We start from the raw sequence: 13299 nt of genomic DNA, 5'->3' as shown, positions 1-13299 counted from the left end.
TGTCCGCCCCCTGATTTATCCGATCACAACGGTATCTAGCGCACCCATACTTCGACCCGCCGGTTGCGCGACCGCCCATAATCATCGTCGTTGCACCCGACCGGCGCAGCCTCGCTGAGGCCAAGCGTCGACAATGTCATTGTGGGGATTGCCCCCGCGTTCGGATGGTTGACCGCCCGCAGCCGCACCTCGTTTGCCCGGTTGTCCGACAGCCCGATATTGTATTCATAGGCCCCCACGGTGTCCGCAAAGCCCACAAAGATGAACTCACGATCTGCGTTTTCAGGCAGGTTCATGTAGTTCACCAAACGATCCAGATCACGCAGCGCCTTGCTGTCGAGCACAAACTCATCGGTATCAAAACGGAACGTCAGCGACAATCGCTGCGCACCGTTCAAGGCGCCTGAGACACTCTGCTGCACGGATGCTGCAATGTCGGGCGGTTGGCCAATCAACGCGGCCTCTGTCAGGCGGCTTAGCGCCTCGTCATCCTCGACAATGCCAAGGCTGAAATATCCGGATTCTGCGACATAGGTGTCGATCGCCGGATTGATCATCATCTCGGCCATCTGACGCACTTCCGCCTTTGGGCTGTGGTTGTCGATATACAGACGGATACGACGGCCCAGCAGGTATTCCTCGGCCTTGCTTTTGAAGGGCGTTGCATCTGTGCGCACACCGCAGTCAAGGATCAGGTCGATGGCCTTTGTATCCCCGATATTGTCGCTGATCGAATACCCGATTGCACCGGGGTTCTGTTCGACAAAGTCGCGCATGTCCCCGCCGCGATCCAACTCTACCGTGCCGGGGGACAAATCACGCTCTTCCCCAAAGGCCCAGCGTTCAAAGTTTTCTCGGGCCGAACCACCATCGCGCGCACCGGGTTGAATCGGGGCATCCGGGCCACCGACATCCGCCCAGTTTGTAATCTGGTCGGTGTAGATACCGACAAGCTGCACCCGCGACAGTGCGTCAACCGGATTGCTGGGATGGACGGTCATCAAAACGGAATCGACCCCGACGATATATTCCTGCGACACGTCCAAAAGATCACCGCGCCCCTGTGCGGCAATGGCCGCAACTTCATCGGCATTTGCCTGGCGCGATGACATGGCGATGTCGGCGGTGCCGGCGATCAATCGCTCTAGCCCCGGTCCGGAACTGGTTGATTCCACCTCCAGCACATATTCGCTGCCATCGGCGCGGGTAAAAATGTACTGGGCGATATTGTCGGGAAATTCGATGGCATCCGTGACTGACGAGGCGCCCAAAAGCTCTGCAAAGGGGGCCATGACCAATGGCATCAAATCCTCGCCCACATTGTCGGACCCCACCATCACAAGATTGGCTGGCCGACGCACCGGTTCCGGCGCATCTTCCTCGGCCACAACGCTGGCAGGGGTGATAACCTCATAGCTGGGGCAGCCTTCCCCGGCGCAAGCGTCAATGCCGGCGCTCACGGTCAGAATATTGGCGACCGTTTCGACCGAGTACACCCCGTCCTTGTAGTCAAGCAGCGTACCGGCAACCAGGCTGTCCCCATCTTCTGACGTCAGCGTCACCTCGCCACCGGGCTCAACAATAATCGCCGGACAGCCGGGGCCGATACAGGTCGCGCCTGCGACCGGCACGGTTACATCACCCAAGGCCGGAACGTTGACGACGAACTCCACCCCGTCAAAAGACTTGAGTTCACCATCAACCTGAATGTTGGATTCGCTGACCGTCAGGCTGACTGTTTCTGCAACCGATATCCCGGCCCAGCTTACCGCAACCGCACAAATGGCAGGCACCACGCCAGCGCGTTTCAGATATCCAATCATCGCAAATCCCCCCACGGGTCTAAATTTTTTACTCAGTCAATACACAACCCTGCGCGCAAACCACCCGCAGGAAGGGCGGAAAAATTTACCCTGTGAAATATTTAGACCCTATCGGGGTTAAGTCTGCAACCCTCGCGCAATCCGCAGAAAGTGGCGTATCCGCTGGGGTGTCAGACCCCTTCTATGCCGTCTTTGCAGCAAAAGACTGGCGATTTGCGGCAACCGCCGCCGTCGAAGCGCGACAGTACGTCGCAACATCTCATTGGTAACAACTGTGGGTCTGTCGAGAACGTGTTTGCTCATCTCATCCTCCGTTGTGGTCGGACGAGCATAGCACAAGATGGCAGATTCGCCCACGATCCGCGGCGATCCGGCCTGATCCTAACCGCCCACGTTGCCGGTTGCCTTGCGCTGCCGGGCCCTTTCCAGCCCCAGTTGTCGTTCGCGCCAGATAATCAGGACACCTGCGAAAATGACGATACCGGCCCCGATCAACATGGTGGTGGTCGGCACCTCGCCGAAAATGAGATAGCCAATTGTCAGCGCAAGGATCATCGACGTGTAGTCAAATGGCGCAACAAGCGACGCATCGGCCAGACGGTAGCTTGACGTCAGGAAGATCTGACCGACCCCGCCAAACAGCCCTGCCGCAACCAGCATGCCCGCGACGTGCCATTCAGGCACAACCCAGCCCCAGGGCAAAGTCAGCAGCGACAAGAGCGCCGAGGTGATCGTGAACCAAAAGACGATAGCAGCCGTTCCCTCGGTCGCGACCAGCTTGCGCACAAACACCTGCGCCAATGCGGCGAGCACTGCCCCCATCAGCACCACAACAGCGCCAAGCGTTTCGCCGACATTCAAGGTGGCACCGACCGACAATCGTGGGGACAGCACAATCAAGACCCCGACCATGCCCAGCGCCACGGCGCTCAGCCGGAATATCCGCACCTCTTCATTCAGAAACATCGCCGCAAATATGACGACCAGCAGGGGGGCGGCATAGCCGATCGCGGTCACTTCAGGCAGCGGGAGCAACCCAAGCCCTGTAAATCCCAACCCCATTGCCGAGGTTCCGATCAAACCGCGCCAGAAATGGCCCATCGGATTGTTGGTCCGCCACCCGTTGCGCAGATCCCCGCGGATCGCCAGCCAGCCCAAAATGATCGGCAGCGCAAAAAAGGCCCTGAAGAACACCGCCTGCCCGGGTGGAACATTATCAGAGGCGGCCTTGATCAGGCTGGCCATGGCCATGAACAGGCAGACGGACAGCACCTTGAACATAATGCCGCGCAAAGGCTGCATGGCCGTTTTCCTTTGATCCGCCAGGCCGCAGGGGCTGGCTTGCGCGCATGGGGCGCTGTTAAAGCCCCACGCGCCAACTTTGTCCCGCCTAACGCGGTGTGACGCGCAGCACCTCGCCCCGCGATCCGGACAGGATCAGGACAGAGCCGTCATCAAGCACCTCGATATCACGAATACGCCCGTAGTCACGCAAAAGCCGCTCTTCACCAACAACCCGGTCATTACGGATCCGGATGCGGACCACCCCGCCGGGGTTCAGGGAACCGATCAGCAAATCACCGCTCCATGCGGCATGGGGCCCATCATAAAACGCCATGCCCGCAGGTGCGATCACGGGGTCCCAATAATAGACGGGCTGTTCCATCCCGTCCTGCACCGCCTTGCCGCTGCCAACGGGGCTGCCGCCGTAATTGACCCCGTACGAGATAACCGGCCAGCCATAGTTCCGGCCCGCAAGTGGCTTGTTCAGCTCGTCACCGCCAGCTGGCCCATGTTCGATGGTCCAGAGACCGCCGGGGCCAATGGCTGCCCCCTGAATGTTTCGGTGCCCATAGGACCAGATCGTGTCGATCCCGTCGCGCCCCACAAACGGGTTGTCAGCCGGGGCTGACCCATCTGCGTTGATCCGGATCACCTTGCCATATGTGGTGTTGTTGTCCTGCGCCTTTACCCGGTCATTGGGTTCTGAATGCTCGCCCGTTGTGATCCAGACGGTGCCGTCAGGCATCGGAATGATACGACTGCCATAGTGGATCGGGTGCCATGATGGCGGGTCCTGCACGAAAATCTCGCGAACCTCGGTCATCTTGCCGTCAGATGTCAGAACCCCGCGCGCAGCGGCGGTGACAGTCTTTTGCTCTGGCAGGGGCTTGGCATAGGTCCAGAACACAGTTCTGTCGGACGCGAAATTCGGGCTGATCGCCACATCAAGAAGACCGCCCTGCTGGCGGGCATCAACCGCTGGCAGGCCCTCTATCGGTGCAGACACGCTGCCATCCGCGTTGATCACACGCAGACGCCCGGGCCGTTCCGTCACCAGAAACTGCCCCCCCGGCAGGGTCGCGATACCCCAGGGCCGGTCCAGCCCCGATGCGAAGGTTTCAACCGTCACACGGCTGGTGTTCAACACCTTGGCCCGCGTCTGTTCGGCGAATGCAGGCTGAAAACTGGCGTTTGGCGGGCCTTGCTGGACCTGCGCCATGGCCGCAACCGGGAATAGCAATAAAGCAATCAATCTGAGCATGAATAATCCTCCTTCAAACGCAAGATAGCCCAGCTGGCGGCATCGGCCACCGCGGCATCATCATCTTCAAGCAATGGTGAAACCAGGGGCAGAAACCGGTCATCGGCGGAATTTCCGATGGCGTAGAGCACATTACGCACGAACCTGTTCCGCCCGATCCGCTTGATCGGTGATCCCGAGAACCGGTCACGGAACTGCGCGTCATCTAGCCCCACAAGGTCAGCCAGTGGCGGCGCGCGCAAATCATCGCGGGCAGCGTAGCGCACGTCACGTGCATCAGCCGCAAACTTGTTCCATGGACAGACGGCCAGACAATCATCGCAGCCGTAAATGCGGTTGCCCATCAAGCCGCGCAAATCCGGATCAACCGGCCCTTTATGTTCAATCGTCAGGTAGGAGATGCACCGCCGGGCGTCCAGTCGGTAAGGTGCCGGAAACGCATCTGTCGGGCAAATATCCAGACAGGCGGTGCAGTTTCCGCAATGCGTCACCTCGGCCGTGTCAGGATCAAGCGCGACGGTTGTAAAGATGGCCCCCAGAAAGAACCATGACCCCAGATCACGCCCCAGCAGATTGGTATGCTTGCCTTGCCAGCCCAAGCCGGCAGCTTGGGCAAGCGGCTTTTCCATCACCGGGGCCGTATCCACGAAAACCTTGATTTCGGCGTCCGGCACTTGTGCGATCAGCCAGCGACCGACTTTTTTGAGGCGCTTCTTGACCACGTCGTGATAGTCCCGGCCCTGTGCATAAACGCTGATCGCCGCGCGATCAGGCTGGTTCAGCACGTCCAGCGGATCATGATCGGGGGTATAAGGTTCGGCCAGCATGATCACTGATTGGGCCGCTGGCCACAGCGCATCCGGGGCGCCGCGCCAATGCATTCGCTCTGCCATCCAGCCCATCTGCCCATGCATGCCCTGATCAACAAAGGTTGCCAGTCTTTCGGCAATCTCTGGCACTGCATCCGGACGACAGATGCCTACCTTGGCAAAACCCGCCTCGGTTGCGAAGGCCGTCAGATCAGCCTTCAGGCTCATGGTCAGAAATCAAGATCGGCATATTGGGCCGACGGCTGGAACCCCGGCACCTCGTCCGCCAGCAGCGACCGGAAGGCGGGGCGGGATTTGATCTTGGCGTACCAATCCTTGACCACCTCATGCCGGTTCCAGTCAACGTCGCTTGTATAATCAAGACATGACAGCTGGGCGGCTGCCGAAAAGTCTGCCAGTGTCATCTCGTTCCCGGCCAGCCAGCGGCGTTCCTCTAGCAGAAAAGCCATGTAATCCAGGTGATATTTGATCGCCTTGGCCCCCGCCTTGACGTTGGTGCTGTCGGGATATCCGGTCCCCATCACCTTGCGGTAGACCCGCTCACCGGTCAGCTTGACGGTGACTTCGTGATAAAACTTGTCGTCAAACCAACCCACCAAACGCCGGGCCTCGTACCGGGCGACGGCATCCTTTGGCAGCAAGGCGGGAACCGGGTGTGCCTCTTCGAGATATTCGCAAATCGCGGTACTGTCGGCCATCGTACGGCCACCCATTTTCAGCACCGGGACCTTGGCCGCAGGATTTCGACGCAGGAAATCCGGGTCCTGTTCCCAGTATCGTTCCTCAACCAAGCCCACTTCGATTTTCTTTTCGCCAAGCGACAGGCGAACTTTGCGCGAGAATGGGGACAGTGGGTAATGATAAAGGGTGTTCATCCGGGGCACTCACAGGATCAGCGTATCCCTGTCATGCCGCAAGGGGCGGCTGCGATCAATGGGCAGGTCAGCTTTCAAAACAATCCGCGCGACCATCCGCCTTGATTGTTGCCGCACCGCTGATGATCTGCCGGGTACGGTTGCGGGTGAATGGCGACGGGTTTGATGCGGATCGGGTCTTGGGGGCAGGCAGGATGGCCGCAAGGCGGGCGGCCTGCAATGCGCTAAGATCGGATGCATCGACGCCGAAATAGTGCCGGGCGGCCGCCTGCACCCCAAACACGCCTTCGTCGAATTCAGCGACGTTCAGATATAGCTCAAGGATCCGCCGCTTGGTCCAAACCGCCTCGGCCAGCGGGGTCCAGAGGGCCTCGACCGCCTTGCGGGTCCAACTGCGCCCATGCCACAGGTAGACGTTCTTGATCACCTGCTGTGAAATGGTCGATGCGCCACCGCGCCCGCGGTCCACGGCGGCGCGGATGGCCTTTACGTCAAGGCCCCAATGCAGGCAGAAATTGGCGTCTTCGGCCGCCACTGCGGATCGGGCCATGACCGGGGCGATCTGTTCCATCGGGACCCAGTCATGCTTGACCGGGCCAAGGCGGCGCGCTTCGGCGAACATATAGGGCGTTGTAGGCGGGTTGATCAGCGCAAAGAGCAACGTGGCCAACAGCACAAACCCCAGCACTGCAAATGCGCCACGCCAGACCCATCGCATGACAAATGCCCATAGCCGGACAACCGGCCCGGGCTGTTTGGTCTTTGTGCTGCGTGTCTTGGCGGCCGGTTTTTTGGCCGGTTTCTTTTTGGTCGTCTTACGCTCTGCCATCCGCACCATAAGCCATGGGCGGGGTCACGGGATCAAGAACAATAGAACGTCCGCCTGCAATTTTCGCAGGCGGACGTTGCAATCATTCCGCTGGAATCGCGGCTTCCGCGATGCTCAGCGGGTGTGGCAGATGCACCAGCATCTCCTTTGGGCAAATCTGGACGAAGTTGTGCTTTTCGATGTCCCAATGTTGCAGGATGTCTGCCGCTTTGACACTGCCCGTCTCTTCCAGATGACGCTCTACCAGCGCTTTCAGCTGGGTCATCCAGTGATCGACGGTGACAGGACAGGTCACAAGCGTTTCCATATTGATCAACGGTGCGGCCGCATTGTCGGGATCGTAAAGATAAGCCATTCCGCCGGTCATCCCGGCCCCGAAATTGGCGCCGATTGACCCAAGGATGACTGCAACCCCGCCAGTCATGTATTCGCACCCATTTGTGCCGCAACCTTCGATCACCACATGCGCGCCGGAATTACGTACCGCAAACCGTTCGCCGGCCCGGCCAGCTGCAAACAGGAACCCGTCGGTTGCGCCGTAAAGCACGGTATTACCAATGATCGTATTGTCCGAGGCTTTCAGGGGGCTGACCATTGGCGGGCGCACAACGATTGTGCCGCCGGACAGACCCTTGCCGACATAGTCATTGGCGTCGCCCGATACCTCAAGCTTGAGGCCAGGCACCGCAAAGGCCCCCAGCGATTGACCCGCAGAGCCCCGCAACTTCACCGTCAAATGGTCCGGCTGAAGATTATTGCGCATGCCATGCGCTGCAACAATATGCGACGATGTCCTTGTGCCAATCGTGCGCAAGGTGTTCTGCACCGCATAGTCCAGCTGCATCTTTTCGCCTTCGTTGAGGAAGCGTGCCGCATCCTTGACGATCTGCGCATCCAGCGTGTCATCAACCGCGTTGCGGTCGCGGTTGCGGTCATAGCTGATCTTATGCGCCCCATCGACGGTGATCAGCATCGGGTTGAGATCGAGATCATCCAGATGCGCCGACCCGCGACTGACCTGCGTCAGCAGATCAGCCCGGCCGATGACATCATCAAGGGACCGGGCGCCGATTGATGCAAGGATCTCGCGCACCTCTGTGGCGTAGAACGTGATCAGGTTCACGACCTTATCGGCTGATCCGGTGAACTTGTCGCGCAACGCCTCGTCTTGCGTACAGACACCCACAGGGCAGGTGTTGGACTGGCATTGGCGGACCATGATGCAGCCCATCGCGATCAGTGCAGCGGTGCCGATGCCGTATTCTTCGGCGCCCAACATCGCGGCCATGACAATGTCACGCCCTGTGCGCAGGCCGCCATCCGTCCGCAAGGTGATGCGTTCGCGCAGGTTGTTCATGGCCAGAACCTGATGCGCCTCTGTCAGGCCCATTTCCCACGGAAGACCGGCATATTTGATTGAGGTGCCCGGCGACGCACCGGTGCCGCCATTGTGACCCGAGATCAAAATAACATCCGCTTTGGCCTTTGCGACGCCTGCAGCGATCGTTCCAACACCTGAACTGGCAACCAGCTTGACCGTCACCTTACAGCGCGGATTGATCTGTTTGAGGTCATAGATCAGCTGCGCGAGATCTTCGATAGAATAGATATCATGGTGCGGCGGCGGCGAAATCAGGGTCACGCCCTTTGTGGAATGCCGCAAACGGGCGATCAGGTCCGTGACCTTCATGCCGGGCAGTTGCCCACCCTCGCCGGGCTTGGCCCCTTGCGCCACCTTGATTTCAAGTTCTTCACAGGCGTTCAGATATTCCGCCGTCACACCAAAGCGGCCCGACGCCACCTGCTTGATCTTTGCAGACGGGTTGTCGCCGTTGGGCTCGGGGTGGAAATGTGCGGGATCCTCGCCGCCCTCGCCGCTGTCGGATTTGGCACCGATGCGGTTCATCGCGACGTTAAGCGTCTTGTGCGCCTCGGGTGACAGCGCACCCAGCGACATCCCTGGCGTGACAAACCGTTTGCGAATGGCGGTGATGCTTTCGACCTCTTCGATGGGAACGGCTGTGCCAAGCGGCTTGATCGCCAGCAGATCGCGCAAATGGATCGGCGGGTTCGATTGCATCGACTTGGAATATTGCTGCCACAATGCGTAAGAGGCATTGTTACAAGCCGCCTGCAACATATGCATGGTCTGTGCTTCCCAAGCGTGTTTCTCGCCCGAGCGGCGCGCCTTGTAAAAGCCGCCAATCGGCAGGATATCCGTGCTGGATTTCCAGCCGCGCGCGTGGACTTCCTCGACCTTGGTCTGAATACCGTTCGTCCCGATACCCGAAATGCGTGAATGCATACCGGGGAAATATTCGGCAACCATCGCGCGGCTCAGGCCCACGGCCTCGAAATTCAGACCACCCCGATAGGATGACAGAACCGAAATCCCCATCTTGGACATGATTTTGAGAAGACCCGCATTTACCGCGCTCCGATAGCGGCGCATGGCGTCTGTCAGCGTACCTTCGATCAGGCCGCGCCGGACCCGGTCAGCCACTGTATCCTGCGCCAGATAGGCGTTGACCGTGGTCGCACCACAGCCGATCAGGACGGCAAAGTAGTGCGGGTCAATGCATTCCGCGGCCCGCACATTGACCGAACAGAAGGTGCGCAGCCCCTGCGCCGTTAGCCCCGAATGCACCGCAGATGTCGCAAGGATCATCGGCATCGCGACCTTGGTCTGCGATTGGTTTTCATCCGTCAGCACGATGTGACCGGCACCCGAGCGCACGGCGTCCTCGGCCTCGGACCGGATACGATGCAGACCATCACGCAGTGCGCCGGGCCCCGGTGCAAAGGTGCAATCAATGATCGCGACGCTTTCGCCAAAGACGCGGACCATTTCGTCAAATTCCGCATTCCCGACAAACGGGCTTTCCAGCACCAGAATCTCGGTTTGCGAGGAATCCTCGTCCAGCACATTCTTAAGGTTTCCGAACCGGGTCTTAAGCGACATCACACGGCTTTCGCGCAAGCTGTCGATGGGCGGATTTGTGACCTGGCTGAAGTTTTGCCGGAAGAAATGCGACAAGGGTCGGTAGGTCGATGACAACACCGCAGAGGGCGTATCGTCGCCCATCGAGGCGATCATCTCTTTGCCGTCTTCGGCCATGGGGGCCAGAACCTGTTCCAGATCTTCGATGGAATAGCCCGCCGCGACCTGACGCTTGCGCAGCTCTTCGCCCTCGAACATCGCGGTTTCGGGAATGTCGATCAGCTGTTCATTCAGATTGACGACCTTGCCCACCCATTCGCTAAAGGGTTGCGCTGCGGCCAGCTTGTCTTTCAGCGCCTTGTCATGGAACAGCTTGCCCTCTTGCATGTCCACGGCAATCATCTGCCCGGGGCCAAGGGCGCCCTTTTCGACAACGGTCGCTTCGTCAACTGGCACCATGCCAACCTCGGATCCGGCAACCAGCAGGCCGTCGCCCGTGACCACATATCGCAGCGGACGCAGGCCGTTACGATCCAGACCACCGCAAACCCAGCGCCCATCTGTCATCGCAAGGGCGGCGGGCCCATCCCATGGTTCCATCACCGCGTTGCAATAACCGTACATATCCTGCCAGGCCTGCGGCATCTCGACAGCCTGCTGGGACCATGCCTCGGGCACCAGCATCGTTTTGGCCATTGGGGCGTTACGACCGGCGCGCACAAGAACTTCAAACACGGAATCCAGCGCGGCAGAATCGGACGCGCCCGATGGGATAATCGGTTTGATATCCTCGGCCTTTTCGCCAAAAGCACCGGATGCCATCCGGATTTCGTGGCTTTTCATCCAGTTCACATTGCCCTTCAGCGTGTTGATCTCGCCGTTATGGGCCAACATGCGGAATGGCTGGGCAAGCGACCATTGCGGGAATGTGTTCGTTGAATAACGCTGGTGATAGATCGCAAAGGCGCTTTCAAAGCGGGCATCCATCAGGTCGGGGTAGAATTCCGCCACCTGCTCGGCCAGCATCATGCCCTTGTAGATCACCGAACGGCATGACAGCGAACAGATGTAGAGGCCCCCGATTTGTGCCGCGGCGGCGGCCTTCTCGATCCGACGACGGATGATGTAGAGTTCGCGCTCGAATGCTTCTTCGTCGATGTCTTTTTCGCAACGAATGAGAATCTGTTCGATTTCGGGGCGGGTTGCATTCGCCTTTTCGCCCAGCACATCGTTGTTCACCGGCACATGACGCCATCCATAGATATAATGGCCCATGCGCAGCACTTCGGATTCAACAATTGTCCGGCAGCGTTCCTGCGCGCCAAAATCGGTGCGGGGCAGGAAAACCTGCCCGACGGCAATCAATCTGTTGTCATTGGGTTCATGGCCGGTCCGGCGCACCTGATCATAGAAGAACGGCACCGGGATTTGCACATGGATACCCGCGCCATCCCCCGTTTTGCCATCGGCATCAACCGCGCCGCGGTGCCAGACGGCCTTCAACGCGTTGATCCCCTTTTCCACCACGCCGCGCGAAGGGGCGCCATCAATCGCCACCACCAGACCAACGCCGCATGATGCATGTTCATCCGTGTCGCGATACAGCCCATTGTCGGACATCCACTGCCGCTTTGCCTCTTCTGCGGCAACCCAGGATTCGTCATAATTGGTCATTGGGTGTCTCCTTCGTCGGGCGCGAACTTGGCAAGCGTCTCTGCCTTCGTCATCCGCTGATGATCGCCGGAAAACGCATAGCCGTCCGGCTTGTTGTCGATGAAATATTCAAGTTTCAGGGGCAGATCGCCCGCATTCGGAAAAAGGCCGGTGGCTAGACCGTAATAGGCCTGTTCCGGGTCGGTGGTGCGATAAAACAGGCTGGTGCCGCAACGATCGCACCAGCCGCGTTCGGCCCAGTCCGAGGACCGAAACGTCTTGACCGGCCCGGTAAGGTCGACCTGATCAACCGGCGCGGATACCGATAACAGCATGCTGCCTGTCCAATTCCGGCATTGATCGCAATGGCACGCATGCAGCTGTTCGCCTGGGGTTTTGACCGTTACAGAAACCGCGCCACACATGCATGCGCCGGTCAACGGCGTGACGGCGTTCATGATATTGCAACCCCACAGCCATGCTTTGGGCTGGTGCTCAGGAAACCCGGCTCGCCCGGAAAGATGAACTCGACCGGGGTATTGTCCTTGTCAAACGATCCATTCGCACTTGTGGTTGTGCCGGTCCCAGACAGGAACATGCGCCAGTTCCGGCTGATGAATTCACGACCCTCTGAATGCCACAGCTCATTGCCCGCATCGTCATAGGCCGTGATATCATAGGTCGTTTCGTCCAGCGTGATCCCGTCGATGGTGATCTGACGACCGGTCAGCGTGTCCTGACCGACAAACCGGGTTGGGCCGACCTCCTCGGATAATGTCCGAAAGTCATAGTCATCAACGCCCTGCGCAATCAGATCCGATAAAGAGGCCCGTTCGGCCGGGTTCGCCTCGAGCAGTTCAGCATGGCCGCTGAGGGGGTGAAAGCTGCCGATCCACTGGGTTTCGGCGTCAATCTGACCGGCATAGGTCAGGCCTTCCTCATCCAGGCTGACGCGGCGCTGATGGCCCTCGGGGTCAGTTGAACAGATGAAGTGATGATCCACAGTACAGCTTTTGCCCTGAACAGTCAGATAGGCATCGCAACCTGCAGGCAGGCTGAATTCCTGTGCCGCCGCTGGGGCCGCCAAAAACGCCAAGGCAATCGCAATCCTCATGGCTGAAAGCCTGTTTCTAGCTGGTTGCACTCGTATTTCGGCTGCGAGGAAAAGAAGCCCGGCTCATCGGGGTAGATGAATTCCACCGGGGACATATCAACGATCTGCTCGGGGTCTGCCGCGTCCCAGGCTTCGCCAAAGAAGAACAGACGATGCTTTTCGCTGACAAACTGGCGGCCATTGCCGGCCTCGATCTCATTCCCTTCGGCATCCAGTGTCCGGCCCTCGAACTGCGTGTTCAAAAGGATTTCGCCGTCAATCTCGGTTGTTTCACCGGTGAGCATATCAAAACCCACATTCCGTTCGGTGCCTTCTTCGGTTTCGATCACAAAATCCCACGTGTCGATCTGGGTTTCGAACAGTTCGGTCAGGGATGCCGGATCGTCCGCCGGGACAATCAGACGTTCATTGCCCGTGACCTTGTAGGCCTCGATCCATTGAAATTCGTCGTCTACCTTCTGGACGCTAAAGACACCCGACTGACTGATCAGTGCAATCCACTGGTCGCCCGGATCGTCGGCCTCGCAGGTCCATACATTGACAAGAACACAGCCCTTTTGCTGTACGGTCAGCTTGGCCTCACACCCGTCAGGTGCGGCAAAACTTTGCTGTGCCGCCGCCGGGGTGGCCAAGGCAAGGGATGCGAGGATCATCAATGGTTTCATTGTACGGTGTCCTGTAAGTCAGTC

At 59.1% G+C, this 13299-nt stretch carries 10 protein-coding genes; all 10 read right to left on the bottom strand.

Annotation, left to right across the window (positions count from 1 at the left end; all coding sequences use genetic code 11):
- Positions 1-35: 35 nt before the first annotated feature.
- The 10 genes from AABB31_RS14190 to AABB31_RS14145 all read right to left on the bottom strand — a co-directional run bounded on the left by AABB31_RS14190 (position 36) and on the right by AABB31_RS14145 (position 13275).
- Positions 36-1823 (bottom strand): phosphate ABC transporter substrate-binding/OmpA family protein, encoded by a 1788-nt coding sequence (locus AABB31_RS14190; RefSeq protein WP_342077517.1) that lies wholly within the window; start codon positions 1821-1823, stop codon positions 36-38.
- Between the two features lie 381 nt (positions 1824-2204).
- Positions 2205-3125: a DMT family transporter gene (locus AABB31_RS14185; protein ID WP_342077518.1), complete on the bottom strand. Its 921-nt coding sequence runs from the start codon at positions 3123-3125 to the stop codon at positions 2205-2207.
- An 88-nt stretch (positions 3126-3213) separates the two neighbouring features.
- Entirely contained in the window at positions 3214-4368 is a 1155-nt protein-coding gene (locus AABB31_RS14180) for a PQQ-dependent sugar dehydrogenase (protein ID WP_342077519.1), read from the bottom strand.
- On the bottom strand, positions 4356-5405 hold the full coding sequence (gene queG / locus AABB31_RS14175; protein ID WP_342077520.1) for a tRNA epoxyqueuosine(34) reductase QueG: 1050 nt from the start codon (positions 5403-5405) through the stop codon (positions 4356-4358). Before queG ends, AABB31_RS14180 begins: the two co-directional genes overlap by 13 nt.
- 2 nt (positions 5406-5407) lie before the next feature.
- Positions 5408-6073, bottom strand: a complete 666-nt coding sequence (locus tag AABB31_RS14170) for a glutathione S-transferase family protein (protein WP_342077521.1) — start codon at positions 6071-6073, stop codon at positions 5408-5410.
- A gap of 67 nt (positions 6074-6140) precedes the next feature.
- Positions 6141-6902 (bottom strand): monofunctional biosynthetic peptidoglycan transglycosylase, encoded by a 762-nt coding sequence (gene mtgA, locus AABB31_RS14165; RefSeq protein WP_342077522.1) that lies wholly within the window; start codon positions 6900-6902, stop codon positions 6141-6143.
- A gap of 82 nt (positions 6903-6984) precedes the next feature.
- Positions 6985-11517 (bottom strand): glutamate synthase large subunit, encoded by a 4533-nt coding sequence (gene gltB, locus AABB31_RS14160; RefSeq protein WP_342077523.1) that lies wholly within the window; start codon positions 11515-11517, stop codon positions 6985-6987.
- Positions 11514-11921 (bottom strand): GFA family protein, encoded by a 408-nt coding sequence (locus AABB31_RS14155; RefSeq protein WP_373635809.1) that lies wholly within the window; start codon positions 11919-11921, stop codon positions 11514-11516. The genes gltB and AABB31_RS14155 overlap by 4 nt, the downstream gene beginning before the upstream one ends.
- 29 nt (positions 11922-11950) lie before the next feature.
- Positions 11951-12610 carry a hypothetical protein gene (locus tag AABB31_RS14150; RefSeq protein ID WP_342077525.1) on the bottom strand — a complete coding sequence of 220 codons (660 nt, stop codon included), beginning with the start codon at positions 12608-12610 and terminating at the stop codon, positions 11951-11953.
- Positions 12607-13275 (bottom strand): hypothetical protein, encoded by a 669-nt coding sequence (locus tag AABB31_RS14145; protein ID WP_342077526.1) that lies wholly within the window; start codon positions 13273-13275, stop codon positions 12607-12609. The genes AABB31_RS14150 and AABB31_RS14145 overlap by 4 nt, the downstream gene beginning before the upstream one ends.
- Positions 13276-13299: the final 24 nt, after the last annotated feature.

Source organism: Yoonia sp. SS1-5 (assembly GCF_038443705.2).
In the GTDB taxonomy this organism is placed as follows: Bacteria; Pseudomonadota; Alphaproteobacteria; order Rhodobacterales; family Rhodobacteraceae; genus Yoonia; species Yoonia rhodophyticola.
Note: the sequence above shows the minus strand (reverse complement) of the source record. Positions and strands in the feature narration are given on the sequence as shown.

Excerpts from the sequence above, each read along its gene's own strand:
- AABB31_RS14190 (WP_342077517.1), bottom strand. The coding sequence starts at position 1,823 with ATGATTGGATATCTGAAACGCGCTGGCGTGGTGCCTGCCATTTGTGCG.
- AABB31_RS14185 (WP_342077518.1), bottom strand. The coding sequence starts at position 3,125 with ATGCAGCCTTTGCGCGGCATTATGTTCAAGGTGCTGTCCGTCTGCCTG.
- AABB31_RS14180 (WP_342077519.1), bottom strand. The coding sequence starts at position 4,368 with ATGCTCAGATTGATTGCTTTATTGCTATTCCCGGTTGCGGCCATGGCG.
- queG (WP_342077520.1), bottom strand. The coding sequence starts at position 5,405 with ATGAGCCTGAAGGCTGATCTGACGGCCTTCGCAACCGAGGCGGGTTTT.
- AABB31_RS14170 (WP_342077521.1), bottom strand. The coding sequence starts at position 6,073 with ATGAACACCCTTTATCATTACCCACTGTCCCCATTCTCGCGCAAAGTT.
- mtgA (WP_342077522.1), bottom strand. The coding sequence starts at position 6,902 with ATGGCAGAGCGTAAGACGACCAAAAAGAAACCGGCCAAAAAACCGGCC.
- gltB (WP_342077523.1), bottom strand. The coding sequence starts at position 11,517 with ATGACCAATTATGACGAATCCTGGGTTGCCGCAGAAGAGGCAAAGCGG.
- AABB31_RS14155 (WP_373635809.1), bottom strand. The coding sequence starts at position 11,921 with ATGTGTGGCGCGGTTTCTGTAACGGTCAAAACCCCAGGCGAACAGCTG.
- AABB31_RS14150 (WP_342077525.1), bottom strand. The coding sequence starts at position 12,610 with ATGAGGATTGCGATTGCCTTGGCGTTTTTGGCGGCCCCAGCGGCGGCA.
- AABB31_RS14145 (WP_342077526.1), bottom strand. The coding sequence starts at position 13,275 with ATGAAACCATTGATGATCCTCGCATCCCTTGCCTTGGCCACCCCGGCG.